The organism is Pseudopedobacter beijingensis (assembly GCF_042678145.1).
Lineage (GTDB): Bacteria > Bacteroidota > Bacteroidia > Sphingobacteriales > Sphingobacteriaceae > Pseudopedobacter > Pseudopedobacter beijingensis.
In genome coordinates this window covers 1-25,655 of the sequence record NZ_JBHUDG010000049.1, presented here as the reverse complement: position 1 = coordinate 25,655, position 25,655 = coordinate 1, and the positions used below count along the sequence as shown (strand labels likewise).

Sequence of the window (25,655 nt, the reverse complement as noted above, 5' to 3'; positions counted from 1 at the left end):
ATACTCTAATTAACACCCTTTTCCTCTTTTTTAGGGAAGAGTAAAGAAGCAATAACGCTGCTAGCTAATATCCCGATAATGATATACAGAGAATGGGCTGTAGTAAATCCAATTTCTTCCAGATAGTCGTGGGCAAGCATTTTTACTCCAATAAATACAAGTAGGAATGACAATCCGGTTTTTAGATAATGGAACTTATGGATAATATTAACCAATAAAAAGAACATAGATCTTAAACCCAATATGGCAAAAATATTAGAGAAGAATACAATATAAGGGTCTTTGGTAGCGGCAAATATAGCAGGTATAGAATCTACAGCGAATATAACATCGGTGAATTCTATGATTAATAAAACCAAAAATAATGGGGTGATATATTTCTTTCCATCTTCGATATGGAAAAAATTATGACCAACAAACTGAGGGTAAACCGGGAAAAATTTGGAGGCCAATTTCACCACTTTGTGGTTTTTGGTATCTATTTCTTCCTCCTCATCTTTATTGATAAACATCATGATACCGGAATAGATCAGGAAGGCACCGAAAAGATATAATATCCAACCAAATTTGCTGATTAATGTAGCACCAATGAATATAAAAATAAAGCGCATAATTACAGCGCCCAATATTCCCCAGAATAAAACACGATGATAGTATTCCTTTTTCACGGCAAAGGCAGAGAATATCAATACCATTACAAAAATGTTATCTACAGATAAAGCATATTCTATAACATAGCCTGTAATAAACTCCAGTGCCAGGTTTTTGCTGTATATATCTAAACTAAGGTCAAAATTGTCCGGAATTAGTTTAATACTATGTTGATGCTTGGCCGTTATAGCAACCAAATCATCCATGTTATGGATACTATGGAGGTAATTGGCATGAAATCTTAACAGAAAATAAAACCCTATGGCAAAACTAATCCATATCAAACTCATGATAGCGGCACTTTTTAGCGATACAGGTTTGTCCTCTTTGTTGAAGACACCCAGATCCAATGCAAGCATTAACAGTATAAAAACTGCAAATCCCGAGAAAAATATGATTTCGTTACTCATTATTTATTTCTTTCTGTCGTAAATCTTACTAAATTTTCCAGCCCTGTTCTGGAGTCACTTTCAGGAAACTGAGATAATATTTTAAAAGCTTCTTCCTGGTATTTAAACATTTGTTCTTCGGCGTAGGCCAAACCACCGCTTGATTTTACAAAATCAATAATGGCATTTATTTTTTCTGGCTCCTCGTTATGGTTTTTTACCAGATTAATCATTTTTTTCTTTTCGCCGGACTTAGCGTTGTTTAAAGCATAAATCAACGGTAAAGTAACTTTCTTCTCTTTGATGTCTATACCTTTAGGTTTGCCTACATCATCAACACCAAAGTCAAAAAGATCGTCTTTTATCTGGAAAGCAATGCCAATTTTCTCTCCAAAATTATACATCAGATCTACTGTTTTTTCATCGGCACCTGCAGATGTGGCTCCCGCAGCGCAACAAGAAGCAATTAAAGAAGCCGTTTTTTTACGAATAACCTCGTAATAAACATCTTCGCTGATATCCATCCGCCTTACCTTTTCCATTTGCAGTAGTTCGCCTTCACTCAGCTGTTGCATGGCGTCAGAAACTATTTTTAACTGCTTAAACTCGTTATGGTTTACAGAAAGCAACAGGCCTTTAGCCAAAAGATAATCACCAACAAGTACAGCAATTTTGTTTTTCCATAAAGCATTTACAGAAAAGAAACCCCTTCTTTCAAAAGAGTTATCTACAACATCGTCATGTACAAGGGTGGCTGTATGTAATAGCTCTACAAAAGTAGCCGCATGGTAGGTCGACTCGGTGATACCTCCGCTTATACTGGCAGAGAAAAAAACAAACATAGGTCTTATTTGCTTGCCTTTTCTTTTAACAATATAGTGTGTTATCCTATCCAGCAAGGGGACTGCACTTTTCATAGAAGCTTTAAACTTCTCTTCAAAGGAATCTATTTCCTGCTCTATAGGTTTCTTAATTTCGTCTAGTTTCAGCATCAGAAGCAGCTCGCTTTATGTTCGTTTGCAAACATAAGCAAAAAACATAATTTTTGTTTTTATTAAGCCTATAGTTTCAAATTAAAAACTGTATAATTGATTGTTTATTGAGAAATTCTATGAAAAAACCTTACCTGTTTGTGTTTGCCGTGTTATTATGTGCTCAACAAGCATTATTTGCACAAAGTTTTAAAGCTCCTCAAAAGTTTAGAAGTTTTACTAAAATGCAGCTAAATTATGGTTTGGGTATTAACGATGTGGTTAATAATCAAAAGGTAAACCCTTTTCAGATTAAATTCATGTTTGGAAAGCAGAACGAGTTTTTTGGAGCGGCATTGGGCATAGCTACGGGCAACTATAAAAACAATGGCTCTAATGGCGGTCTAAATATGAATACTTTGGCTTTTTCTGCGAATGGACATTACTTGTTAAGAAGTGTAGAGGATTATGGAAGTGCTCCTTTTCTGAAAGCTGGAATAGGTTATGCCCCTAAAATATTTAGAGAATACGCTAAAGGATTAAATTATGATGCAGGTGCAGGTTACGTATTTACCAATAAAAAAGGAGGTAGATATTTTGCCGAATTACAATACCATACCCAAAGATTTGAAAATTTTTATTACCAGGGAAACAACCTTAAAGCCGAATCCATAGGGTTGGGTGTAGGTCTCTGGTTTTAATTAATCGTCTGTTTTTTTCTTTAATATTCTGGGTTTAAAACCAACGGGTTTTGCAGGAGTAGTTTCAGTAGTGCTTTCCTCTTTTTTGTCTTCTGAAGAAAGTGTTTGTTCCGTCGGGTCAATATTCTCCGGCATATCTTCCACAGTCTTCTTTATTACAGATCTTGGTTTAAAGCCTAGAGGTTTAGTTGCCGCTGGAGCAGGTTTTTCTACCTGTTGTTGCTCCTCCGTGTTTTTAGGTTGTTTCTCTTGAGCGGTTTTCTCTTCTGTTTCAGTATTTTGAGCAACAGGAGTAGTGCCAGCTTTAAATCTAGGCTTAAACCCTAAAGGTTTGGTGGCTGCAGGTGCATGACTTTCTGTTTGCTTTTCTTCAGAAGTCTCCTTTTTATCTTCTTGAACCGGCTTTGTTACTTCCGTGTTTTGAGTCGTAGGAGTAGATCCGGCTTTAAATCTAGGCTTAAAACCTTGTGGAGCTGGGGCAGGAGTTTCTGGTGCTTTCTCTTCTGGATTTACAGCAGGATTTTCTTTTGTTTGTTCTGCAGGTTTAGCAGTAGCTCTAAACTTAGGCGTAAAGCCAACAGGTTTTGGAGTAGCCGCAGCGGTTTCTGTAGAGGCGCCGCTTGGCACCTTTTCTTCTTCTGATACCGGAGGCGCATTAAGCGATTTAAAGTATTCTTTTAACCGGGCCTGCTCTTCTTCAGAAAGAGGGTAGGAATGTCTTAAGCGATTGAACCAATATTTTTTAGTATGGTCAAAGCTTTTCTCCCCCATAAGAAAGTAATGGTTTTTGAATTCATTAAAAAGGTTTGGCTCAGTATTTTGTAATTGAACCAGATCAATTTTTTTCTTAAAAAAGAATTCTTCAAAAACCATTTCTATATCGCTATTTCAACATTAAGATTTTTCCAGACAATTTTTTTGCCGTCCTGACTTAATTCCCATTGATTCTTTTCTTCATCACTGGCATTTCTAAGTTGAGGATGCCAAAGCAATGGGAATGCTGTCTCTTTACCATCCTCCAATTCAATAACCAATGTGTCATCGTTAAAGGTAACCTTTAATTCCTGATCTTTTCGTCTGGTGCTAACTATTCCCATATTACTTTATTTTTATTCCGCCATATTGTGGTAAACCGCCTGCACATCATCGTCCTCTTCCAGCTTGTCTATCAGCTTCATAATGTCGGTAGCTTGTTCTTCATTTACCTCTGTATGAGATAATGGAATTCTTTCCAGTTTAGCCTGTTTAATTTCGATGCCCCTTTCTTCCAGCGCTTTTTGCATTTTTCCGAAATCTTCAAATCCGGAATGGATTACCGCTAAATCATTACCTTCTTCATCAGCTTCAACATATATTTCTTCCAAACCGTAATCAATCAGCTCAAGCTCCAGTTCTTCCAAATCCAACTCACCAGGTTCAAATCTGAAAGTAGATACCCTTTTGAAAATAAAGTCCAATGAACCTGTTTTTCCTAAAGCTCCATTACTTTTATTAAAATAGCTTCTTACGTTGGCAACTGTTCTGTTGGTGTTATCCGTAGCTGTTTCTATTAAAACAGCCACACCATAAGGGCCATAACCTTCGTAAACAACCTCGTCGTAATTGGCTGTTGATTTATCAGAGGCTCTTTTAATAGCGGCTTCAACACGGTCTTTAGGCATATTCACTGCCTTTGCGTTTTGCATGGCAGTTCTTAGTCTCGAGTTGTTTTCGGGGCTTGGACCGCCCTCTTTTACAGCTATAACAATGTCTTTACCTATACGGGTAAACTGAACGGCCATTTTTGACCAACGCTTAAACTTTCTTTCTTTTCTGAACTCGAATGCTCTTCCCATTTTTTATTGTTTTGAGAGATATGATCTATCTCTTTGCTTATCAAAATTAAAAGCCCTGAATTGAGCGTCGTAAAATTAAGAAAAAAGCAAATGGAATTGCTGTTTTTTTAGGAATTGTGATGTTGATCTATTTTTAAAGTAGTCATCTGTAAAACCATAGCTCCTTTTTTAGGAAACTTAAAATAGAATTAAAACAATCTTCAGGACTAAATTAAAATTTGTGGGGTAACAGATTATGCTCTTCGTTGATATACTCCTGTAAACAGATTGAAAAACTAAAAAACAAGAAACTATGAAAACGAATATTTTAAAAACAGTAATGATGGGAGCTGCAATGTTGGCAGTAGTGTCATGTAAGAATAATGATGATCCAAAGAAAAAATGTGAGGATGAAATTCTAAGAAATCATCAAACAGGGTTAGTAGCTTACTACAAATTTGCCGATGGATCTTTGAACGATCTTTCCGGGAACGGGCTACATGGGGTGTTGAATGGGAGTGTAACAAAAACAACCAATGCCAATAACGTGGCAGACTGCGCCCTTCGTTTTGGAGGAACCGCTAATGACTATGTGAAAGTGGCATCTAATGCTTCCGTAAATTTTGACGGAACTACGCCTATATCCATTGTGCTTTGGTTTAAAGCAGAAGATCCGGGAAGTGCAGGTAAATATCAGGTTTTGTTTGGAAGGGGCGAAGCCGGCGTTGGATGTTCTAATATACAAGGCGACTTTTCTTTGGGATTATATGAAAGCTTGAAACCCATTTTTGGATATAACAAAAACAATGTTTGGGACGAAACATTAATGGGAATAGATGTTTATGATTATCACTTAAATAAAGGATGGCAAAATTTAATAGCCGTCTATGATCCTACAGCTACCAGCCAATGGAAAATCTACCGTGATGGAAACATGTCTGACTATATGGGAGGGCTTTGTGATATAGATATGACCAATACAGGTGATATTTATATCGGGAGAGATTTTAAAGGAAGTATAGATGATATTAAAGTTTATTCAAGAGCATTATCTGCAACCGAAATAGACTTTATGAAATCTTATGTAAGTCCTTGCTGTGAATAAGTTCTTTTAGGAAGGGATAAAATTTAATGAGGCTGACTGAAAAGAGAGATTTCTCTGTCTGGCTGAGGCACTCGAAGCCTTTTATGTCCATTGCAGGGACACTTCGACTTGTCATGGAGAGGCTCTCGAACCATCAGTGTGACAACGTTAGTGCTTTTTAGACTGAAAGTAAATTGAAATAATTAATATTTAAAAAAGGAGAAATGATGAAGAATGATATTTTAAAATTGGCATTTTTAAGCGTATTGGTTTTAGGAATGTCTGCTTGTAAAAAAGACAAAGAACCCAGCAGAGAGGATTGTGATGACCAGATTGTAAACAATTACAATAACGGGTTGGTGGCATATTATAAATTTCCTGGTGGTTCGCTTGATGATTTTTCAGGGAATAATCATCATGGTAATGTTTTTGGAAATGTGGTTCCAACAACAAACGCTGCGGGGACAGCAAATTGCGCAGTAAGGTTTAACGGTACTGATAACGATTACATAAAAGTGAATTCGCATACCGATTTTGATTTTGACGGATCAACCCCTATTTCCATTGTACTTTGGTATAAACCGGAAGATATTGGAACAGGATCAAAGTATCAGTTGCTTTTTTCCAGAGGAACGGGGCCACATTGTCCGGATACCTATGGCGAATTTTCGCTCGGTTTGTATGATAATTTGAAACCGGTATTCGGATATAACCAACATAGTGTATGGGATTCTCATGTACACACAATTACTAATGATGTGTATAATTATTATTTAAATGAAGGGTGGCAAAACCTGATTGCCATTTATGATCCTGCATCATCAGATAGTTGGAAAATTTATAGAGATGGAAACTTGTCCGACAATGAAGGAGGTCTTTGTGGTCCAGCAATAAATCTTTCAGGAGACCTCTATATCGGCCGAGATTTTAAAGGAAGTATAGATGATATTAAAGTTTATTCAAGGGCATTATCAGCCGCAGAAATAAACTTTATGAAATCTTATGTAAGTCCTTGTTGTGAATAAGCTTCTTTGTTGATTTTCATGCGATAGGCTCTGTTAGTAATAACAGGGCCTTTATTGTTTGTTCACTAAGCCAACAGCATTTCTGAAATTCTTTTTATCTCCATTTATATGGAATAGCTCGGTATTTATAATGTATATCCCAGATTTAACTCGTTCGGTAACGTCATTAAAACCATCCCATATCCACATCCCTTCTTTTCCAATTTTTTCATTGTTGATGAGTTTTCGTACAAGCTTACCTTGCTCATTGTAAATGGAAACATTAGCTACATAATCTGTATTTTCCATCAAATAGCCAATGGTTAAAATATCATCCACACCATCATTGTCCGGTGAAAAAACTTTAGAAGACAGCTGAATGGTGTTTTTAGAAACCGTTACGCTTTCTTCCATGTATTGCGAGTTCTGATAAGCAGGTGTTGCGTAGCCAACTGCAGCTGCTGCAGATCTGAAATTACCCGGAGCGTTAGCCTCCCTGGAATAAAAACTGCGTTCAAGCGAAACGCCCTTAACATCTTTTAATAAAGGGAAGTGCATTTTCTTGTCATAGCTAAACTGGTCTATTCTCTCCTTTTGTTGGTTTAGTAAAATAACAGTACCCTTTTCTACGCTGTATGATGGTATGCTCGCCATCTTTATAAAATGCCCGGGATTGCTGGTGTAATATTCAGATTTTACATTTTCAGGATTAGTGCTTAACACCCAATACTCCCGAGGAAGTATCAATACACTACTTTCGGTTACCGCCTTTATATTAATTACCGAATCTCTGTCTTTGGCTAATGTTGCCAGAAATAGGTTTTTTAGATCAAAAGTTTTGTCGGTATGGTTGTATATCTCAATAAAACTTTGACTGTTTACTTTCGGATTAAACAAGACCTCGCTAATCAGAATATCATGTTTAGTAATTTCAGCAGGAGAAATAAACGGTTTAATCGTCTTCTCCATCATATTTCCTGCGCAATCTACCATTTTGTTAATCTCCACATTATAGTTTAATCCAGGAGTAATACCATTATTGTATTGCAAACTTATTTCAGCAAAATTATCTGGATTAACAGATACCTTATCAGGGGTGCCAACCCCATTATTAATGGAATATAAATGATTAGAAACCGCATAAAGGCTATCTATAGCTTTATTAAATTGTACCAAAACCGTTTTGTTGTTGTCTTTTAAGTAGATGTTCTGCACTGTTATTGCCTGCGGATCAGACGGGATGGATAATGAGTTTTTCCTGCCCGGAGTTCCACCGCTGGGATCCATGCTGGCAGCATAGTTTTGTGCATGAATACAATCCGAAAACGGATCTATCAGTTCTAAAGTATAACCCCCATTTTTCTTGACCGGATCTCGATACCAGCTATCGAAGTAATGTACTGCGTCAATAATATTGTCATCGGCATCTGTTAAAGTAATTATATCTGAAGCATTGTTAAGAGTTGGCCAGGGAGAAATACCTAAAGTTCTTCCATATTTTTTGTATTCCGTAGTATCATTTTTGGAACATAGTATCAGATATTCCTTAGGAGTTATATAAATGTCTCCAAAAATATAGCTTGTTGTAGTATCAAAGTATTTAAACCCTTTAAGAGGTAAAGTGTGTTCCGTTGTATTGTAAAGCTCAATAAATTCAGAGGTAGGTAAATCTATTTGAGGACTGGGGTCTGCAAAAATTTCGTTAATAATAATATCTTTCCGTTTAACAAGGTAAGGTTTGGTATAAGAAAAGCGTGTTTCTAAGGGCTGCGAAGTAGCATTTCCATAAATGTCCTCTAAATTAAGAATATGTACGCTGTACTCACCCGATAGAAGCTCATCCTCTAACATCAATATGATCTCATTATTCCCTTTTTGGACAGAATTTATAACCTGATGAGGAGTAATTTGGTAATTCGAAAGTGTATGTAGATTAGCATCACCTAGAGGTTTGTTAAAAAGGATATTGATGATTTTCTCTTTTGCGGAAGTAAAAATAGGCTTAGGAAAAGAGTTGTCGGTAGATTTAATGGTAATATTATCAAAGTAGTGTTTTTTCTGAAACGATGCGGTGGACTGCTGAATGACGAATCCAAACCAGCTGGTTTGCAAGAAATTGAGGTCGGCAATAGATTCTCCTTCCAGGGTGTAATTATTCCTGCTTTGCGACTTGTCCCACTCTAAAGAAAATTTCCCTTCAATATCCCGGCTAACTCTTATGCTAAATGTATTGTTAGAGCCGCTGGATACAATATTATCCTGTCCTTCAATGAGCTTAATAATCGAGTTGATGTTTCCTGTTCTTTTGTATAAGACCAGGGTTTTCTTGGTGTGCCCAATTCTTAGGAAATAGCCGTTAATTACTTCTGATTTTAGATTGTCAGTATCACTAACCAGATAAACATCCACATAATTATTGCCAGACACGGCAAACTTAAGATTACAGTCAAATTCCCAGACACAATCCAAAGCCAGTTGGTTTTTAGCAGAAAGGTAAAAAGACTGATTAAGCGCTGTTGAATTAGATCTTAATAAACCGTTGTCTATTGTAAAATCGTTTACGTTGCCTGTCCATTCCGGATAATTTGTAAAATCTCCGTCATCAAACGTTTCATTTAGCTGACAGAAAGCGTTTTTGTATGACAAAAACATGAAAAATATCAAAAACTTTCTCATATTTGGGGCACAAAAGTTTACGTTAATATACTAAAAACAAATTAATTAAAAAGCAAAAGATGAAAGTTGCAGTTGTAGGCGCTACCGGACTAGTAGGTACGGAGATGTTAAAAGTTTTAGCAGAGCGCAATTTCCCGGTTACAGAATTAATTCCAGTTGCCTCTGAAAAGAGCAAGGGTAAGGAAATTGATTTCAAGGGAAAGAAGTACAAGGTTGTAACTGTTGAGGAAGCTATAGAGATGGTTCCTGATGTTGCTTTATTCTCTGCCGGTGGGAGTACATCTTTAGAGCAAGCTCCAAAATTTGCTGCTAAAGGTACAGTGGTAATAGATAATTCTTCTGCATGGAGAATGGATCCGTCTAAGAAGTTAATTGTTCCTGAAGTTAACGCAGATGTATTAACCAAAGAAGATAAAATTATTGCAAACCCAAACTGTTCTACCATACAAATGGTAGTGGCATTAAAGCCTTTGCATGATGAGTATAAAATCAAAAGAGTGGTGGTTTCCACTTATCAATCGGTTACTGGTACAGGTGTAAAAGCTGTAAACCAGTTAATGAACGAACGCAAGGGAATTACTGATGGAGAAATGGCTTATGCCTATCCTATTGATTTGAACGTTATTCCTCAGATAGATGTTTTCCAGGATAATGGTTACACTAAAGAGGAAATGAAAATGATTTTAGAGACGAAAAAAATCATGGGAGACGACAGTATCAGAGTAACAGCAACCACTGTTAGAATTCCGGTAATGGGTGGACACTCAGAATCTCTTAATATTGAGTTCGAAAAAGACTTTGATTTAGCAAAAGTACGTGAATTATTAGCAGCAACTCCAGGAGTAATTGTTGTGGATGATCCGGCAAATGCAAAATACCCGATGCCAATGGATGCACACGGTAAAGATGAAATTTTGGTGGGACGTATTCGTCGTGATGAATCTCAGGATAAAGCATTAAATATGTGGTGTGTTGCAGATAACCTGAGAAAAGGGGCTGCTACAAACACAGTTCAAATTGCAGAAGCTTTAGTAGCTCAAAAGTTAATCGGTTAATTTCCGATATTCAATCATAAACTAAGAGGGGGCTGTTGTTTTTACAACAGCCCCCTCTTAGTTTATAGGCTGCTCTAAAAGTAGCTGAAATTTATAGGGTTATTTGATGGAGAAATACACTAAGGCCCCTTAGTTGTAGATTGACTATAGCTTAGATGGAGCTACACTATAGCGATGATCCAGAAAGTTTAATTTAAAAATGGCGTTTCTAGCGTTTAAACAGGGGGTGAATTGGGGCTTTTTGGCTAAAGAAATACACTAAGCTCTGATAAAATAGTAATCATTAGCGTTAAGTTAATGGGAGAAAAAAATCTATATAATTGGATTATCCCGGTTTTTACTCTTGCCTTTATTCCAATCCTTCTCTTCTCGTTGTCCGAAGCTTCCCTTTTTCTGGCTTTCTTAGCCCGGTCGAAGAATCTATAGATTTAAGCAACGAATCGCTAAAACAAGTTATCTATTCTCTACATCAGTTTCTGGCGGTTATTTTACAGTAATCTGTTTGGTGATGTAGGTGTTTTGTGAAGACTTAAATTTAAGAGTATAGTTATCCTGCTTTTAGCTTTTATATACATCGGTTGTTTTTGGCTATAATACCTCATATCTTTATGGGGAATTATGAAAAAAATCTTTGCAATCCTTTGCTTATCCCTCTTATCGAATATTTCTTCAGCTCAAGCTATTTCCGATAAAATAAAAGCAGCTTATAATATTTTTACTAAAGATAGTCAATTAAAATACGCAACAACTTCCCTTATTGTTACAGATAAGGTTACAGGTAAAGTCCTGTTTGCCCATAATGAAAATGTAGGCTTAGCCCCGGCTTCCACTTTAAAAACAGTAACATCTGCTACGGCACTTGCCATTTTAGGAGAAGACTATCAGTTTAAAACAGAAATTCTTTATACCGGAAATCTTTCCGGAGGCATATTGAACGGAAATATTTTAGTAAAAGGAAATGGAGATCCCAGTTTAGGAAGTAACCGTTTTCCGGAAACAAAAAAAGAAACTATCCTAAATCAGGTGTTATCAGCTGTAAAGGCATTGGGGATAAATAGAATTAATGGAGATGTAATTGTTGACAATGCCGTTTGGGATTCCCAGAATTTACCCGAAGGTTGGGTTTGGCAGGATATGGGAAACTATTATGGAGCGGGTACATCAGCAGTTTGCTGGGGCGAAAATGAATTTGAGCTTAAGTTTAAGCCCTCGGTACCCGGAGGTAAAGTAGAATTAACGGAGGATGCGTTTGTTTACCCATTTTTAAAAATCATCAATGAACTGGAGACCGGAGCAGCAGGCACTGGAGATAAAGTTTACGGATACTCTGCGCCTTATGCACAGGAAGTTTATCTGCGGGGAAGTTATGCCGTTAATTTAAAAAAGGCAATCCGTTTTTCGTTACCCGATCCGGCCTTGGCTATGGCTTACGAGCTAAATAATGCCTTAAGAAAAAACAATGTGGCTATCAATGGATACACCACCACCCGAAACCTTAAAAAAGAAAATCAGAAATATACCTTCGAAGGAAAAAATATAACAACCATTTATTCTCCAAAACTCATAGACCTGGTGTATCCATTCAATCAAAATAGCTTAAACCTTTACGGCGAACAAATGCTGAGGGCTATGGCTGCTAAAGATGGAAATACGATTAAAGACGGACTCAACGTTTTAAAAGATTTTTGGGGAAAGAGAGATATTGATAAAAATACATTAAATATAGGTGATGGAAGTGGGCTTTCGCCCGCTAACCGGGTTACTGCTGCCAGTATGATTAAAGTATTGCTATGGGCAACACAACAGTCCTGGTATAATGGATTTCTGGCTAGTTTACCTCTTTATAATGATATGAAAATGAAAAGCGGAACTATTGGCGATGTGTTGGCATATTCGGGCTATCATAAAAACTATTGTTTTACCATTATGGTTAATAATTATAACGGAACAACCTCCTCTATGAGGCAGAAAATGTTTACTTTGTTAAACAGTCTTAAATAATTAAATGCCTACGTTAAAGCTAATGCTTAATCCATAAAAAATGCAGCAGTAATTGGATTGATTTTTGTGCAATTTTCAATGTCAATTATAAAAGGAGGTTTGCTATGAACCTGGTACACAAAATTGAGCATTGGGGAGATCATTATCATTCCAAAGCTACGGATGTCATTCGCATTTGTTTAGGTGTAATCATCTTAATGAAAGGAATAACAGTAATTATGAGCAGGGATGCTGTTTATTCTTTATTACTAGACAGTGGTAAGTTCGATTTTTCGAGTGTATTGCTGGCAGGTATTGTGCATTATATTGTTTTTGCACACATTGTTGGTGGTATATTTCTTATAGTAGGTCTTTTAACAAGATTTGCCGCCGTTATTCAGATCCCGATTTTATTAGGAGCTATTTTATTTGTTAACATTACTAAAGGCTTTACATTTTTTAACTCAGAATTATGGTTGTCTATAATGGTGTTGTTGTTATTGGTTGTATTTTGGATAATTGGTGCAGGCCCGTATTCCGTAGATAATACCATCCATAAAAAAAGAATATAAACAGCTTCAGGTTCATGCAAAATCAAATATTACAATGCTCTGATTGAGAATTTTATATTTTTGTATGAATTAAAGGGATATGGGATATAAATTAAAGGTTACTATTGATAGTGATTCCGGTTTTTGTTTCGGAGTGGTGTATGCTATTGACATGGCCGAAGACATTTTAACCGAAGACGGATACTTGTATTGTTTGGGCGATATAGTCCACAATGACGAAGAAGTTAGCAGGTTAAAAGCTAAAGGCCTTAAAATTATCAATCATGATGATTTAAAAAGTATCAATAATGAGAAGGTGTTGATCAGAGCACACGGAGAGGCACCGGAAACCTATAAGTTAGCCTTAGAAAACAATATCACTTTAATAGACGCCTCGTGCCCTGTTGTGCTAAAACTACAGAACAGAATTAAAACCAGTTATGATTCTGATGAGAAAATTGTAGTATTTGGAAAACACGGACATGCAGAAGTTATAGGTTTACAAGGGCAAACCAATAACGAAGCATTGGTTTTTCAGAGTATGGAAGAGTTAGAGCAGTTAGATTTGCCTGCTAAATTTACATTATACAGTCAGACAACAAAATCTACAGATACTTTTTACCAAATAAAACAAAACCTGTTGGATAAAGGCTACGAGGTAAAGGCAAATGATACCATTTGTCGACAGGTATCTAACAGAGATAAAGACCTTCCCGAATTTGCAAAGAAATACGATAAAATTGTCTTTGTATCCGGAAAAAAATCATCTAACGGGAAAGTGCTGTACGAGGTATGCAAAAAGCATAATCCCAATACCTTTTTTGTAAGTGATGTGAGCGAATTAGATAAAAACATGTTTGAAGAAGGAAATACAGTAGGCATTGCCGGGGCAACATCTACCCCCATGTGGTTAATGGAAGAAGTAAAACAAGTTTTAGAATCGTATTAACATCCATGGGAAAAAAAGGAATTTTACTAGTCAATTTAGGTACACCGGATAGTCCGCAAACAAAAGATGTAAGAAACTACCTCGATCAGTTTTTGATGGACGACAGGGTGATAGATATTAACCCTATAGGTCGTAATTTTTTGGTTAGGGGGATTATTATTCCCAAACGAGCTAAAAATTCGGCAAATATCTATAAGGAAATCTGGACAGAAGAAGGGTCTCCCTTGTTAGTTTACGGGAAATCTATGCAAAAGCTTATAGCGGAGCGTTTGGGCGAAGATTATCATGTAGAATTGGCCATGCGCTATCAAAACCCATCTCTGGAAGAAGCACTGGCCAAAATGCAAAAACTGAATTTAGACAGCATAAAAGTGGTAGCACTGTTTCCGCAGTATGCGTCGGCAACTACAGGGTCTATACATCAGATGGTAATGGAAATTGTAAGCCAATGGCAAATTATACCGCCCATACAATTGGTGAATAATTTTTGTGACCACCCTGGAATGGCGAAAGTATTTGCAGAAAATGCCCGTAAACACCTGGAAACAGGTAAATGGGACCATATCCTTTTTAGTTTTCACGGAGTACCGCAACGGCAGATGAAAAAAGCAGATGTTAGCAAAAAATTCTGTTTACAGGTATCTGATTGTTGTAAAACTTATGTGGAAGAAAATAAATTCTGTTATACTGCACAATGCTATCAGACAGCTAAAACAATAGCTAAAGAAATGGGACTTGCAGAAGAACAATATACCTTGTGCTTTCAATCACGTTTAGGCAAAGAGCCGTGGATGCAGCCATATACCAGTACCGTATTAAAAGAGCTGGCAGAAAAAGGCTGTAAACGACTGTTGGTATTAAGTCCTGCATTTGTGGCCGATTGTATTGAAACTATATACGAAATTGGTGTTGAGTATCAGGAAGAATTTCATAGCTATGGAGGCGAGAAAGTACAAATGGTAGACAGTTTAAATGATTCCCCGGGGTGGATAGATGCTCTGGAGGATATTATTCTAAGTTATTAGTCTGGATAAAATTCTTTTATGTCGAGAAAAAATTCTATATTGCTACATGGGATTAAAAGATAAAAGAAAAATGAAATCTTACCAGCTTGATGATAATAATCAAAATATTGTAGAAGAAACAATTTCATTTTACCATACCTTATATGATACCCCAGTTTCTTTGCTGTCGGTAGCTAAAAAAGGGCTTCGTGCTAAAGCTGCCTTAGATTTTATAGCGGTTTCTGGTTTTACCTACGATCAGTTTCAGGAAACATTTAAAACAACGGTGAAAACTATTCAAAACTATGCTGGTCAGGATCTGAAATTAGATGCCGCATTAAGCGAGAAGCTTTTGAAGTCTTTTTCTTTATTTGAACAAGGTATAGAAGTTTTTGGCTCTGTCAAAGCTTTTCATGATTGGCTTAAACAACCTTCAATTGGTTTAGGAGATCAGATTCCGTTCGAAATAATGGATACCATTACCGGGATTACTTTAATAGAAGAAGAGTTGTTGCGTATTGCTTACGGTGCTTTAGCATAGTGGAGGTTTTTAGAATTACTTTGGCCAGATATGCGGGAGAACTCAAGGCTTCCGGAAGAGCTGCCCGTTGGAACTCTAATGATGTACACTTAATTTATACATCATCTTCTCAATCGCTGGTTTGTTTAGAAAATGTAGTTCATCGAAATAGTTTGGGGCTTAATGCATTGTTTAAAGTAATGAGTATCGAAATTCCTGACGATTCAGGGATAGAAACGATCAGTTCAAAGCATTTACCGAAAGACTGGAGTTCATTTGAAAATATGGGCCATACCCAAAGACTCGGCGATGAATGGGTGCAATCAAATAGGTCCTTGGTGTTGAAAGTCCCGTCGTCTATTATTCCCTCTGAATTTAACTTTTTAATAAATCCCTTGCATACTGATTTTAAACATGTTAAATTGCTAGGGGCAGAGCTGTTTGTTTTTGATAAAAGAATTAAAGATAAATAATATGATAAATAAACCTTTATCCTACTTTCTTCTTCGTTTAGCAGTGGCAATGAGTATGCTGGGACATGGATTGGTAAGGTTGCCAAAAATAGATGCTTTTGCAGAAGGCATGGCTAAACAATTTGAACAATCTGTATTACCTGCACAGTTAGTTTTACCATTTGGTTATGTTTTACCTTATGTAGAACTGTTAGTGGGCATTTTTATGTTGGCAGGCTTATTAACCAAGCAGGCCATAGTTGTAGGAGCGGTTACTATGATAGTGTTGATTTTTGGAAGCTCTATGATAGAGTCCTGGGGAGCCATCCCCTCACAACTGATACATATTCTTTGTTTTGTATTGCTGTTATCTTATCAGCAGTACGATAATTATTCCTTAGATAAAGTCTTTTTTAGAAAATCCTGATTCGTAAACTTGTTTGATAATAAGATTGGTTGCCCCAATGTTTTCCTGTACATATTGTCGGGCTTTTTGTGCGGCAACGGTTCTTAGCTCATTATCTTCGGAGAGTTTGGTCAGAATTTGATGGAGTCCTTCTTTGTTTAGGTAGCTAAAACCAGCACCAATGCTTACCAGATCCTTAGCTTCCTGAAACTTTTGGTAATTAGGGCCAAACACAACAGCCTTGCCCCAGGCAGCAGCTTCCAGTGTATTGTGTATGCCCGATTTGTTGAAACCACCACCAATATAAGTAATATCAGCTACGTTATATAAAGTGGATAACATACCAATATTATCTATAATCAATACGGTATATTGACTGATGTCCTGATTGTTTATAGCCGAATGTCTGATTACAGAATCTGTAGGGAACAGTTTTTCCAGACTATCTATTTTTTCTTTACCTATTTCATGCGGAGCAATAATAGCTTTCCAGTTTCTCTGATTAGAAATAATCCATGGAGCAAGGTTTTGTTCGTCCTCGGGCCACGAGCTTCCAATAACAAATAGCTTTTTACCGTCTTTGAACTTATCAATAAACGGAAGATCTTTTAATCGTTTTGTAAGGTTGCTTACACTATCAAAACGGGTATCGCCCGTAAGGCTGTGGTTTTTTATGTTTATACTATCCAGTAAATCCCCGGATTGTTTGTTTTGTACAAAAAAATGAGTTACAAAATTTAGAATACTTCTGTTAAAACCACCATAAGGTTTGAAAAAAATCTGATTTGGTCTGAAAATAGAAGAAGTAAGGTATAAGGGAATACCAGCTTGGTGCGTCTCCTTAAAAAAATGATACCAGTATTCGTATTTATTAAAAAAAGCACTTTCCGGTTTGAAAATGTTTAGAAAATCTTTGGCATTTTGTGCAGTATCCAAAGGAAGGTAAAGAATATAATCGCCCAAAGGAGAGTTCTTTCTGACCTCGTAACCCGAAGGTGAAAAAAAAGTAATGATGATCTTTTTCTGAGGAAATAATTCTCTTATTCTTTCTATAAGTGGTTTACCCTGCTCAAATTCGCCTAAGGAGGCAAAGTGAAACCAAACTTTCTCACCATCAGGAATGTCCTGATATTTTCTTTGCCAGTTTTTTCGGCCCTGCACCCACAATTTTGCCTTATTATTGAATAAAGAAGCAAATGAAACTAGAAAGAAAAAAAATCTGATTCCGATATTGTAAAAAGTAAGCATTTAGAATTCTTATTGTTAACTTCGTCAAGTTTAAATATTTTAGGTCTAACTTTATAAATAAATATGAAGATTGCTGTCATTGGTACTGGTTATGTAGGCTTGGTAACCGGAACCTGTTTAGCTGAAACTGGAAATAACGTTATCTGTGTAGATATCGTAAAAGAAAAAGTAGAACAAATGAAAAATGGGGTAATGCCCATCTACGAACCCGGTTTAGATGTGCTTTTTAACAGGAATATAGCCCAGGGAAGACTGCATTTTACTACCAACCTTTCTGAAGCTATTAAAGATGCTCAAATTATATTTTTAGCATTGCCTACGCCTCCGGGAGGAGATGGAAGGGCAGACCTGAGTTTTGTATTGGGCGCTTCAAAAGATATTGCAAAAATTATTACAGATTATAAAGTTGTGGTTACCAAATCTACTGTTCCCGTAGGTACGGCAGATAAAGTTAAGCAAGTATTTCTAGAGAACTCCACTATAGAAGTAGATGTAGTTTCTAACCCTGAGTTTTTAAGAGAAGGTGTTGCGGTAGAAGATTTTATGAAACCAGATAGGGTAGTAGTGGGAACCAGTAGCGAGCGGGCCAAGGCTTTAATGGGCGAGCTATATGCTCCTTATGTACGTTCTGGTAATCCTATTATTTTTATGGACGAACGTTCTTCTGAACTTACTAAATATGCTGCAAACTCCTTTTTGGCAACTAAAATCACTTTTATGAATGAGATTGCCAACCTGTGTGAGTTAGTAGGGGCAGATGTTGATATGGTACGTATAGGTGTTGGCGCTGACGCACGTATCGGGAAACGATTCCTGTTTCCGGGAATAGGTTACGGAGGAAGCTGTTTTCCAAAAGACGTTCAGGCTTTGGCATTATCTGCAGAAGAATACGATTATGATTTCAAGATTCTTAAATCGGTGATGGATGTTAACCAAACACAAAAAATTAAGATTGTTGAAAAAATTGATAAATACTATAAATCTAATCTCAAAGGGAAGAAATTTGCTTTATGGGGATTGGCGTTTAAGCCAGAAACAGACGATATCCGTGAAGCGCCTGCATTATACATTATTGACGAATTATTGAAAGCAGGTGCAGAAGTTGTTGCCTATGACCCGGAAGCCGTAGATAATGTGAAAAAGCTTTTAGGTGATAAGATAGAGTATGGTGATAATGCCTATGATATTTTAGAAGGTGCAGATGCCTTAATTATTGCTACAGAATGGCAATTGTTCAGAAATCCTGATTTTGACCTGATGGAAAAAAAACTGAAGCATAAGGTTATATTCGATGGAAGAAACCTTTTCGATTTGCATAAAATGGTAGATCTGGGTTACTATTACAATAGTATAGGACGCAAAATTGTAGAAGCATAAATGGAAAGAAAAAGAGTTTTAATTACAGGAGCAGCCGGGTTTTTAGGGTCGCACCTTTGCGATAGGTTTATTAAAGAAGGCTACCATGTAATTGGTATGGATAACCTGATAACCGGAGATCTTGCCAATATTGAACATCTTTTTAAGTTAGAAAACTTTGAGTTTTACAATCACGATGTTTCTAAATTTGTTCATGTACCAGGAGAGCTGGATTATATTTTACATTTTGCTTCACCAGCAAGTCCGATCGATTACTTGAAAATTCCTATACAGACCTTAAAAGTAGGATCACTCGGAATCCATAACCTGTTAGGGTTGGCAAGAGTGAAAAAAGCAAGAATTATTATTGCTTCAACCTCTGAGGTTTATGGGGACCCGAATGTAAACCCACAACCAGAAGAGTATTGGGGCAATGTAAATCCGGTAGGCCCACGTGGCGTTTACGATGAAGCTAAGCGTTTTCAGGAAGCTATGACCATGGCTTACCATACCTTCCATGGAGTAGAAACAAGAATTGTTAGAATTTTCAATACCTATGGCCCTCGCATGCGACTGAATGATGGTCGTGTACTGCCAGCTTTTATAGGTCAGGCTTTAAGAGGCGAAGATTTAACCGTTTTTGGTGATGGCACACAAACCCGCTCATTTTGTTATGTAGATGACCTGGTAGAAGGAATTTACAGACTGTTGATGTCTGACTATGCCTATCCGGTGAATATCGGGAATCCCGATGAAATCACTATCGGTCAGTTTGCAGAAGAAATTATTAAGCTTACCGGGACTACCCAAAAAGTTATTTATAAGCCTTTGCCACAGGATGATCCTAAGCAAAGAAGACCGGACATTACAAAAGCTAAGGAGTTATTGGGATGGGAACCTAAAGTAAACAGGGCAGAGGGATTAAAAATCACCTACGAATATTTTAAGTCGTTGTCAAAAGAACAACTGGAGAAAATAGAGCATAAAGATTTTTCAAATTATAATAAGAAGTAATAGATGTCAAAAAGAATTTTGGTTGCCGGTGGAACGGGATTTATCGGATCACATACCGTTGTAGAATTGCATAATGCAGGTTATGTACCGGTTATTGTAGATGATTTATCTAATTCATCAATAAAGATTTTAGATCAGTTGGAAAGAATTATAGGTTATAAACCTGAGTTTTACCAATTAGATTTATGCGATATTGAGAAAACCGAGCAGTTTTTGGATCAAAATTCAGCTATCGAAGGTATTATACATTTTGCCGCATTTAAAGCAGTAGGCGAATCTGTAAAGAAGCCTTTAGCGTATTACCGCAATAATTTTTACTCACTGATTAACCTGTTGAATTATTATCAGGATAAACCTATAAATTTTGTTTTTTCGTCAAGTTGTACCGTTTACGGACAACCAGACGTATTGCCTGTTACAGAGTCGGCGCCAGTGAAAAAAGCAGAATCGCCGTATGGAAATACCAAACAGGTTTCCGAAGAGATTTTGGCAGAAACAGCAGCAGCCAATAAAAATTATAATATTGTTGCATTAAGGTATTTTAATCCGGTTGGAGCGCATGATTCTGCTTTAATTGGAGAGTTGCCAATTGGTGTGCCTCAAAATCTGGTACCTTTTATTACGCAAAGTGCAATTGGGAAAAGAGGGCCAATAACCGTGTTTGGAGATGACTATGATACACCGGACGGAAGCTGTATAAGAGATTATATCCATGTGGTAGACCTGGCAAAAGCACATGTGGCAGCTATTAAGCGTATGGAGGCCAAGAAAGCGGCAGATAATTACGAAGTATTTAATATTGGAACAGGCAAGGGAAGTTCGGTATTGGAAATTATCAAAGCTTTTGAAACTTCTACAGGTGTAAAACTGGATTATAAAATAGGACCCAGAAGAGCTGGAGATATAGAAAAGGTTTACGGCGATGTAGAAAAGTCGAAAAAAGAATTGGGATGGCAGGCAGAATTGGGTATAGAAGAGATGATGAAGTCGGCCTGGGAATGGGAAAAGTACATTAAAGCCAACCCTTTTTAATACTTGCTAAAACAACCTATGGTTTTACATGCTGATGTTCAAATCTAAAAAGAAATGAAAAAAATATTAATTACAGGTGGGGCGGGTTTTATTGGCTCGCATGTAGTCAGAAGATTTGTAACCACTTATCCTGATTATGAAATAGTGAATCTGGATAAACTAACCTATGCAGGAAATCTCGAAAATCTGAGAGATATCGAGAATCAGCCTAATTACAAGTTTGTCAAAGGAGATATTGTTGATGCAGCATTTATCAACAGCTTATTTGAAACCGAAGCCTTTGACGGAGTTATTCACTTGGCTGCAGAATCGCATGTAGACAGGTCTATTACCAACCCAACAGAATTTGTGATGACCAATGTGGTTGGGACTGTCAATTTATTAAATGCAGCAAGAACTTATTGGAAAGATAATTATGGCGAAAAACGTTTTTATCATGTATCTACCGATGAGGTTTACGGCACTTTAGGCGAAGGTACGGATATGTTTACGGAAGAAACAGCTTACGATCCGCATTCTCCTTATTCTGCTTCTAAGGCAAGCTCAGACCATTTTGTAAGGGCTTATGCCGATACTTATAAGATGGATACGGTAATTTCAAACTGTTCCAATAATTATGGGTCTTATCATTTTCCTGAAAAGCTGATTCCACTTTCCATCAATAATATCAAGCATAATAAGCCTATTCCCATTTATGGTAAAGGCGAGAATATAAGAGATTGGTTGTGGGTTGAAGATCATGCCAGGGCGATAGATGTAATTTACCATCAGGCAGAATCAGGATCTACCTATAATATTGGCGGACATAATGAATGGAAAAATATAGACCTGATTAAACTGCTATGTAAAATCATGGACAGAAAATTGGGAAGAGTAGAGGGCGAATCAGAAAAGCTGATTACCTATGTAACTGACCGAGCAGGACACGATTTACGCTATGCCATTGATGCTTCTAAATTAGAGAAAAATTTGAACTGGAAACCTAGTTTACAATTTGAAGAAGGTTTAGAAAAAACAGTAGATTGGTACCTGGAAAACGAAGCGTGGTTAAACAATGTAACTTCGGGTAATTACCAGCATTATTACGAAGAGCAATATACCAACCGTTAATGTTTGGGCTTTTTAAGAAGAAAAAAACGTTACTACATAATTTTGAAAATATTGGGACGGATATGCATTCGCATATTCTTCCCGGTATTGATGATGGGGCTAAAACCCTTGAAGAGTCGGTGTCACTCGTCTTAAGACTTAAACAGCTGGGTTATTCTAAATTAATAGCTTCTCCCCATATTATGGGAGATTATTACCGAAATACACCGTATACCATTAATAAGGCTTTACAGCAGTTACAGGAAGAACTGAATCGGCGAAATATAAATATAGAAATTCAGGCAGCCGCAGAGTACTATTTAGATGAGTTTTTTGAAACTAATTTATCTAAAAATAATGTTCTGACTTTTTCCGGATACCTGCTTTTTGAACTGTCCTACATCAATACACCTCATAATCTTAAAGAAATTGTATCTGAAATAAGAGATAAAGGTTATTCGCCTGTTTTGGCGCATCCGGAACGTTATCCTTATTACCATAATACTTTAGATTTTTATGAAGAAATAAAAAGTTGGGGATGCCAGCTCCAATTAAATACTATTTCTTTAACCGGATATTACGGGAAAAACATACAAAAAACGGCAGATAACCTTATAGCAAGAGGTTTGATAGATTTTATAGGAACCGATGCTCATCATCACCGGCATTTAGATGCCTTGGAGAAAAGCCTCACCTCTCCCAGATTACGATCTTTAATTGCCGAAGAAAAACTGTTGAATAAAGTGTTGTAGATTTAAAGTTTATCGTATCTACTCGTATCTTAAAGCTTCTACCGGATCAAGTTTAGCCGCTTTAGAAGCAGGAAGAATACCCGAAATTAATCCCGTAGCAATACAGGCGGTAAGTCCTAAAAATATCCATATCCATGGAATTATAAAGGAGGCACCCATAGCTATAGCCAATAAATTTCCCATAGTTATACCCAGAAAAATTCCGAATAGGCCACCCATCAGACAAATAACAATAGCCTCATATAGAAATTGTTTTTTAATAACAGTAGGAGTTGCTCCAATTGCTTTACGCACCCCTATTTCCCGGGTTCTTTCTGTTACAGAAACCATCATAATATTCATTAATGCAATGGCAGCGCCCGCTAAAGTTATAAAGCCAATGGCGATACCTGCATACTGTACAATCTTAAGGTTACTGATAAGCATTTCAGCCATAGAATCACTTTTGGTTATTTCAAAATTATTAGGCTTGGTGACTTCTGTTTTTCGGATTTTACGCATCAGGGCAGTGGCTTCTCCTATGATATAATCCATCTGCATAGCATTATTAACCATAACAGATACGGTATAGGTTGGGTTTTTAGCAGTGCTGATTTGTTTGGCTTTGAGAATAGGGATTACGCATACCCTGTCGCCTCCAAATCCTGAACTGGAACCTTTAGACTCAAATACTCCGATTACCCTGAATTTATCGTTGCCTATGGTTATAATTTTATCTATGGCACTTTGCGCAGGAAATAAATTCTCTTTGATTTCATGGCCAATAATTACAACGTTGGCTCCTAGCTCCATATCGTTATTAGATAGGTTTCTCCCGGTAGCCATCTTATAACCTCCGGTTAATAAATAAGCATCATCGGCCCCCAGAACTGTAATATTTGGATTGGTTTTCTTTCCTTGGTATTTAACGGTTGATCCACGGGAGGCAAAAGTATTTACAGAGACCAAGGCCGCAGGCAAATGAAATCTTTCTTTAAACTGCATGGCTTCTCGGTAAGTGATGGAGGGCCATACTTTGGGTTTTATCCCACTGTCCCCAATTCTGATTCCTGTACCTCTGTTTCGTATGGTGAAAGAATTGGCGCCCATACTGGAAAAGGTATTGTTTAGTGAACCTTTTATCGCATCTATTGAAGTGAGGATACCAACCAGAGCCATCAAGCCAATGGCAATAATAAGCGCAGTAAGGAAAGTTCTTAACTTGTTTCCTTTAATGGCTTGTAAAGCTACTTTAATGTTCTCTAGGGTATTCATGTCAATAATATATAAGACAGTTATCATCCAATATTGTTACAAGTTTAAGTACAAATACTTGAAATAAATATGGACGAAATAAAAAAAGCCACCCGAAAGAGTGGCTTTTTTACATAGCAATAATGTAATGCGTTATTTGATCGCGAATTTGAAGTTTTTACCGATGAATTTTGCAGTTTCACCCAGTTCTTCTTCAATTCTTAATAGCTGATTGTATTTTGCAATCCGGTCTGAACGAGATGCTGAACCAGTTTTAATCTGACCGCAATTTAAAGCAACCGCTAAATCAGCAATAGTAGTGTCTTCTGTTTCACCAGATCTGTGAGACATTACAGAAGTATATCCGCTGGTTTGTGCTAAACTTACAGCATTAATAGTTTCTGTTAAAGAACCAATTTGGTTAACTTTTACTAAGATAGAGTTAGCTGTATCTTCATCTATACCTTTTTGTAAACGAGTTACGTTAGTAACAAATAAATCATCACCAACTAGTTGTACTCTGGTACCAATTTTATCTGTCAATTGTTTCCAACCGTCCCAGTCATTTTCATCCATACCATCCTCAATAGAGATAATAGGGTATTTTTCGGTTAGTTCAGCTAAATAAGAAGCTTGTTCAGCGCTTGTTCTTACTGCACCTTTATCGCCTTCAAATTTAGTATAATCGTATTTTCCATCTTTGTAGAATTCAGACGAAGCACAGTCTAAAGCCAGACAGATTTGAGATCCAGGTTCGTATCCTGCAGCTTTGATGGCTTTTAATACCGTTTCAATTGCATCTTCTGTACCTTCGAAAGTTGGAGCAAAACCACCTTCGTCACCAACAGCAGTAGATAAACCTCTGTCGTGAAGAATTTTCTTCAAGCTATGGAAAACTTCAGTACCCCATCTTAAAGCCTCAGAAAAAGAAGAAGCACCAACTGGCATAATCATAAACTCCTGGAAAGCGATAGGCGCGTCAGAGTGAGAACCACCGTTGATGATGTTCATCATTGGAATAGGAAGCGTGTTGGCATTTACACCACCGATATAGCGGTATAACGGTTGACGGCTTTCCTGAGCAGCAGCTTTAGCAGCAGCTAAAGAAACACCTAAAATGGCGTTAGCGCCTAGTTCGCCTTTATTCTCTGTTCCGTCCAAATCCAACATGATTTGGTCAATAGTGTTTTGTTCAAATACGTCAACACCTCTTAATTTTTCAGCGATTTTTTCGTTTACGTTAGCAACGGCCTTTAATACACCCTTACCTAAATATACAGACTTATCATTGTCGCGAAGTTCTACAGCTTCGTATTGTCCTGTTGAAGCACCAGACGGAACGGCTGCTCTTCCCAAGATACCATTTTCAGTTATAACATCTACTTCAATAGTAGGATTACCTCTCGAATCGAGGATTTGTCTTGCATGAACATCAAGAATTAAACTCATATTACTTATTTTTTAATTGCCTTTTCTTTGTGTACAAATAACACTGGTAAATTCAAACTTCCAAATATACAAAAATAATATACTTTCGTTACAATACTGATGATGACAGTAATAATAAATTATTAATTTTTTATTTGTGCCAGATAATGATATCTGTATGTTGATTGTAATTGGAGTTGTTTAAACTTTTGGCTGTTAAAAAATGATTCCCAATAAATTTCCAGTTTTGTGTTGCTAAATCATAAAACGCGGAGTCAAGTTGGGAATCATCGATA

25 protein-coding genes are annotated in these 25,655 nt (G+C 36.9%); 16 read left to right on the top strand and 9 right to left on the bottom strand.

Going from position 1 to position 25,655, the window contains the following annotated elements; all coding sequences use genetic code 11:
* Positions 1–5: 5 nt before the first annotated feature.
* Together ACFSAH_RS17130 and ACFSAH_RS17125 are read right to left on the bottom strand one after the other, a co-directional pair.
* The gene (locus tag ACFSAH_RS17130) at positions 6–1,061 is read right to left on the bottom strand and encodes a TerC family protein (RefSeq protein ID WP_379663969.1); all 1,056 of its coding nucleotides are present in this window, start codon (positions 1,059–1,061) and stop codon (positions 6–8) included.
* Entirely contained in the window at positions 1,061–2,032 is a 972-nt protein-coding gene (locus ACFSAH_RS17125; RefSeq protein WP_379663968.1) for a polyprenyl synthetase family protein, read from the bottom strand. The genes ACFSAH_RS17130 and ACFSAH_RS17125 overlap by 1 nt, the downstream gene beginning before the upstream one ends.
* A gap of 119 nt (positions 2,033–2,151) precedes the next feature.
* On the opposite strand from ACFSAH_RS17125, the gene ACFSAH_RS17120 reads away from it, so the two are divergent.
* Positions 2,152–2,712 (top strand): hypothetical protein, encoded by a 561-nt coding sequence (locus tag ACFSAH_RS17120; protein WP_379663967.1) that lies wholly within the window; start codon positions 2,152–2,154, stop codon positions 2,710–2,712.
* On the opposite strand, the gene ACFSAH_RS17115 is transcribed toward ACFSAH_RS17120, so the two are convergent.
* From ACFSAH_RS17115 to ACFSAH_RS17105, 3 genes are all read right to left on the bottom strand, one after another.
* Positions 2,713–3,483, bottom strand: a complete 771-nt coding sequence (locus ACFSAH_RS17115; protein ID WP_379663966.1) for a hypothetical protein — start codon at positions 3,481–3,483, stop codon at positions 2,713–2,715. It abuts the gene before it with no gap.
* Positions 3,484–3,587: 104 nt separating this feature from the next.
* On the bottom strand, positions 3,588–3,809 hold the full coding sequence (locus ACFSAH_RS17110) for a DUF2442 domain-containing protein (RefSeq protein WP_379663965.1): 222 nt from the start codon (positions 3,807–3,809) through the stop codon (positions 3,588–3,590).
* A gap of 12 nt (positions 3,810–3,821) precedes the next feature.
* The gene (locus ACFSAH_RS17105) at positions 3,822–4,547 is read right to left on the bottom strand and encodes a YebC/PmpR family DNA-binding transcriptional regulator (RefSeq protein WP_379663964.1); all 726 of its coding nucleotides are present in this window, start codon (positions 4,545–4,547) and stop codon (positions 3,822–3,824) included.
* Between the two features lie 292 nt (positions 4,548–4,839).
* Between ACFSAH_RS17105 and ACFSAH_RS17100 the strand changes: the two genes are divergently transcribed.
* On the top strand, positions 4,840–5,631 hold the full coding sequence (locus ACFSAH_RS17100) for a LamG domain-containing protein (RefSeq protein WP_379663963.1): 792 nt from the start codon (positions 4,840–4,842) through the stop codon (positions 5,629–5,631).
* A 203-nt stretch (positions 5,632–5,834) separates the two neighbouring features.
* Positions 5,835–6,635 carry a LamG-like jellyroll fold domain-containing protein gene (locus ACFSAH_RS17095; RefSeq protein ID WP_379663962.1) on the top strand — a complete coding sequence of 267 codons (801 nt, stop codon included), beginning with the start codon at positions 5,835–5,837 and terminating at the stop codon, positions 6,633–6,635.
* Between the two features lie 51 nt (positions 6,636–6,686).
* Here the strand turns inward: ACFSAH_RS17095 and ACFSAH_RS17090 are convergent, their stop codons facing one another.
* Complete coding sequence (locus ACFSAH_RS17090; RefSeq protein WP_379663961.1) at positions 6,687–9,290, bottom strand: lamin tail domain-containing protein; 2,604 nt, start codon at positions 9,288–9,290, stop codon at positions 6,687–6,689.
* A 59-nt stretch (positions 9,291–9,349) separates the two neighbouring features.
* On the opposite strand from ACFSAH_RS17090, the gene ACFSAH_RS17085 reads away from it, so the two are divergent.
* The 8 genes from ACFSAH_RS17085 (at position 9,350) to ACFSAH_RS17050 (ending at position 16,228) form a co-directional block, all read left to right on the top strand.
* Positions 9,350–10,345 carry an aspartate-semialdehyde dehydrogenase gene (locus tag ACFSAH_RS17085; RefSeq protein ID WP_379663960.1) on the top strand — a complete coding sequence of 332 codons (996 nt, stop codon included), beginning with the start codon at positions 9,350–9,352 and terminating at the stop codon, positions 10,343–10,345.
* 618 nt (positions 10,346–10,963) lie between these two features.
* Positions 10,964–12,346: a D-alanyl-D-alanine carboxypeptidase/D-alanyl-D-alanine endopeptidase gene (gene dacB / locus ACFSAH_RS17080; protein ID WP_379663959.1), complete on the top strand. Its 1,383-nt coding sequence runs from the start codon at positions 10,964–10,966 to the stop codon at positions 12,344–12,346.
* Positions 12,347–12,450: 104 nt separating this feature from the next.
* A complete protein-coding gene (locus ACFSAH_RS17075) occupies positions 12,451–12,897 on the top strand; it encodes a DoxX family protein (protein ID WP_379663958.1) in 447 nt (148 codons plus the stop codon).
* 79 nt (positions 12,898–12,976) lie between these two features.
* Positions 12,977–13,825 (top strand): 4-hydroxy-3-methylbut-2-enyl diphosphate reductase, encoded by an 849-nt coding sequence (locus ACFSAH_RS17070; protein WP_379663957.1) that lies wholly within the window; start codon positions 12,977–12,979, stop codon positions 13,823–13,825.
* A 5-nt stretch (positions 13,826–13,830) separates the two neighbouring features.
* A complete protein-coding gene (gene hemH, locus ACFSAH_RS17065; RefSeq protein WP_379663956.1) occupies positions 13,831–14,850 on the top strand; it encodes a ferrochelatase in 1,020 nt (339 codons plus the stop codon).
* 70 nt (positions 14,851–14,920) lie between these two features.
* Positions 14,921–15,370: a type II RES/Xre toxin-antitoxin system antitoxin gene (gene parS / locus ACFSAH_RS17060; protein WP_379663955.1), complete on the top strand. Its 450-nt coding sequence runs from the start codon at positions 14,921–14,923 to the stop codon at positions 15,368–15,370.
* On the top strand, positions 15,370–15,822 hold the full coding sequence (locus ACFSAH_RS17055; RefSeq protein ID WP_379663954.1) for an RES family NAD+ phosphorylase: 453 nt from the start codon (positions 15,370–15,372) through the stop codon (positions 15,820–15,822). Before parS ends, ACFSAH_RS17055 begins: the two co-directional genes overlap by 1 nt.
* 1 nt (position 15,823) lies before the next feature.
* Positions 15,824–16,228 (top strand): DoxX family protein, encoded by a 405-nt coding sequence (locus tag ACFSAH_RS17050; RefSeq protein ID WP_379663953.1) that lies wholly within the window; start codon positions 15,824–15,826, stop codon positions 16,226–16,228.
* Here the strand turns inward: ACFSAH_RS17050 and ACFSAH_RS17045 are convergent.
* On the bottom strand, positions 16,199–17,455 hold the full coding sequence (locus ACFSAH_RS17045; protein ID WP_379663952.1) for a 3-deoxy-D-manno-octulosonic acid transferase: 1,257 nt from the start codon (positions 17,453–17,455) through the stop codon (positions 16,199–16,201). The two genes, ACFSAH_RS17050 and ACFSAH_RS17045, sit on opposite strands and share 30 nt — an antisense overlap.
* Before the next feature lie 63 nt (positions 17,456–17,518).
* Here ACFSAH_RS17045 and ACFSAH_RS17040 point away from each other — a divergent pair, with 63 nt between their 5' ends.
* The 5 genes from ACFSAH_RS17040 to ACFSAH_RS17020 all read left to right on the top strand — a co-directional run bounded on the left by ACFSAH_RS17040 (position 17,519) and on the right by ACFSAH_RS17020 (position 22,698).
* The gene (locus ACFSAH_RS17040; protein ID WP_379663951.1) at positions 17,519–18,832 is read left to right on the top strand and encodes a UDP-glucose dehydrogenase family protein; all 1,314 of its coding nucleotides are present in this window, start codon (positions 17,519–17,521) and stop codon (positions 18,830–18,832) included.
* Positions 18,833–19,825: a UDP-glucuronic acid decarboxylase family protein gene (locus ACFSAH_RS17035; RefSeq protein WP_379663950.1), complete on the top strand. Its 993-nt coding sequence runs from the start codon at positions 18,833–18,835 to the stop codon at positions 19,823–19,825.
* A gap of 3 nt (positions 19,826–19,828) precedes the next feature.
* Positions 19,829–20,857 (top strand): UDP-glucose 4-epimerase GalE, encoded by a 1,029-nt coding sequence (gene galE / locus ACFSAH_RS17030; RefSeq protein WP_379663949.1) that lies wholly within the window; start codon positions 19,829–19,831, stop codon positions 20,855–20,857.
* Positions 20,858–20,911: 54 nt separating this feature from the next.
* Positions 20,912–21,967, top strand: a complete 1,056-nt coding sequence (gene rfbB, locus ACFSAH_RS17025) for a dTDP-glucose 4,6-dehydratase (protein ID WP_379663948.1) — start codon at positions 20,912–20,914, stop codon at positions 21,965–21,967.
* Positions 21,968–22,029: 62 nt separating this feature from the next.
* Positions 22,030–22,698 carry a tyrosine-protein phosphatase gene (locus ACFSAH_RS17020; protein ID WP_379663947.1) on the top strand — a complete coding sequence of 223 codons (669 nt, stop codon included), beginning with the start codon at positions 22,030–22,032 and terminating at the stop codon, positions 22,696–22,698.
* 18 nt (positions 22,699–22,716) lie between these two features.
* On the opposite strand, the gene ACFSAH_RS17015 is transcribed toward ACFSAH_RS17020, so the two are convergent.
* On the bottom strand, positions 22,717–23,952 hold the full coding sequence (locus ACFSAH_RS17015; protein ID WP_379663946.1) for an ABC transporter permease: 1,236 nt from the start codon (positions 23,950–23,952) through the stop codon (positions 22,717–22,719).
* A 132-nt stretch (positions 23,953–24,084) separates the two neighbouring features.
* Positions 24,085–25,380, bottom strand: coding sequence for a phosphopyruvate hydratase (gene eno, locus ACFSAH_RS17010; protein WP_379663945.1), 1,296 nt, complete (start codon positions 25,378–25,380; stop codon positions 24,085–24,087).
* Between the last annotated feature and the right edge of the window lie 275 nt (positions 25,381–25,655).

Excerpts from the sequence above, each read along its gene's own strand:
- ACFSAH_RS17130 (WP_379663969.1), bottom strand. The coding sequence starts at position 1,061 with ATGAGTAACGAAATCATATTTTTCTCGGGATTTGCAGTTTTTATACTG.
- ACFSAH_RS17125 (WP_379663968.1), bottom strand. The coding sequence starts at position 2,032 with ATGCTGAAACTAGACGAAATTAAGAAACCTATAGAGCAGGAAATAGAT.
- ACFSAH_RS17120 (WP_379663967.1), top strand. The coding sequence starts at position 2,152 with ATGAAAAAACCTTACCTGTTTGTGTTTGCCGTGTTATTATGTGCTCAA.
- ACFSAH_RS17115 (WP_379663966.1), bottom strand. The coding sequence starts at position 3,483 with ATGGGGGAGAAAAGCTTTGACCATACTAAAAAATATTGGTTCAATCGC.
- ACFSAH_RS17110 (WP_379663965.1), bottom strand. The coding sequence starts at position 3,809 with ATGGGAATAGTTAGCACCAGACGAAAAGATCAGGAATTAAAGGTTACC.
- ACFSAH_RS17105 (WP_379663964.1), bottom strand. The coding sequence starts at position 4,547 with ATGGGAAGAGCATTCGAGTTCAGAAAAGAAAGAAAGTTTAAGCGTTGG.
- ACFSAH_RS17100 (WP_379663963.1), top strand. The coding sequence starts at position 4,840 with ATGAAAACGAATATTTTAAAAACAGTAATGATGGGAGCTGCAATGTTG.
- ACFSAH_RS17095 (WP_379663962.1), top strand. The coding sequence starts at position 5,835 with ATGATGAAGAATGATATTTTAAAATTGGCATTTTTAAGCGTATTGGTT.
- ACFSAH_RS17090 (WP_379663961.1), bottom strand. The coding sequence starts at position 9,290 with ATGAGAAAGTTTTTGATATTTTTCATGTTTTTGTCATACAAAAACGCT.
- ACFSAH_RS17085 (WP_379663960.1), top strand. The coding sequence starts at position 9,350 with ATGAAAGTTGCAGTTGTAGGCGCTACCGGACTAGTAGGTACGGAGATG.
- dacB (WP_379663959.1), top strand. The coding sequence starts at position 10,964 with ATGAAAAAAATCTTTGCAATCCTTTGCTTATCCCTCTTATCGAATATT.
- ACFSAH_RS17075 (WP_379663958.1), top strand. The coding sequence starts at position 12,451 with ATGAACCTGGTACACAAAATTGAGCATTGGGGAGATCATTATCATTCC.
- ACFSAH_RS17070 (WP_379663957.1), top strand. The coding sequence starts at position 12,977 with ATGGGATATAAATTAAAGGTTACTATTGATAGTGATTCCGGTTTTTGT.
- hemH (WP_379663956.1), top strand. The coding sequence starts at position 13,831 with ATGGGAAAAAAAGGAATTTTACTAGTCAATTTAGGTACACCGGATAGT.
- parS (WP_379663955.1), top strand. The coding sequence starts at position 14,921 with ATGAAATCTTACCAGCTTGATGATAATAATCAAAATATTGTAGAAGAA.
- ACFSAH_RS17050 (WP_379663953.1), top strand. The coding sequence starts at position 15,824 with ATGATAAATAAACCTTTATCCTACTTTCTTCTTCGTTTAGCAGTGGCA.
- ACFSAH_RS17045 (WP_379663952.1), bottom strand. The coding sequence starts at position 17,455 with ATGCTTACTTTTTACAATATCGGAATCAGATTTTTTTTCTTTCTAGTT.
- ACFSAH_RS17040 (WP_379663951.1), top strand. The coding sequence starts at position 17,519 with ATGAAGATTGCTGTCATTGGTACTGGTTATGTAGGCTTGGTAACCGGA.
- ACFSAH_RS17035 (WP_379663950.1), top strand. The coding sequence starts at position 18,833 with ATGGAAAGAAAAAGAGTTTTAATTACAGGAGCAGCCGGGTTTTTAGGG.
- galE (WP_379663949.1), top strand. The coding sequence starts at position 19,829 with ATGTCAAAAAGAATTTTGGTTGCCGGTGGAACGGGATTTATCGGATCA.
- rfbB (WP_379663948.1), top strand. The coding sequence starts at position 20,912 with ATGAAAAAAATATTAATTACAGGTGGGGCGGGTTTTATTGGCTCGCAT.
- ACFSAH_RS17020 (WP_379663947.1), top strand. The coding sequence starts at position 22,030 with ATGCATTCGCATATTCTTCCCGGTATTGATGATGGGGCTAAAACCCTT.
- ACFSAH_RS17015 (WP_379663946.1), bottom strand. The coding sequence starts at position 23,952 with ATGAATACCCTAGAGAACATTAAAGTAGCTTTACAAGCCATTAAAGGA.
- eno (WP_379663945.1), bottom strand. The coding sequence starts at position 25,380 with ATGAGTTTAATTCTTGATGTTCATGCAAGACAAATCCTCGATTCGAGA.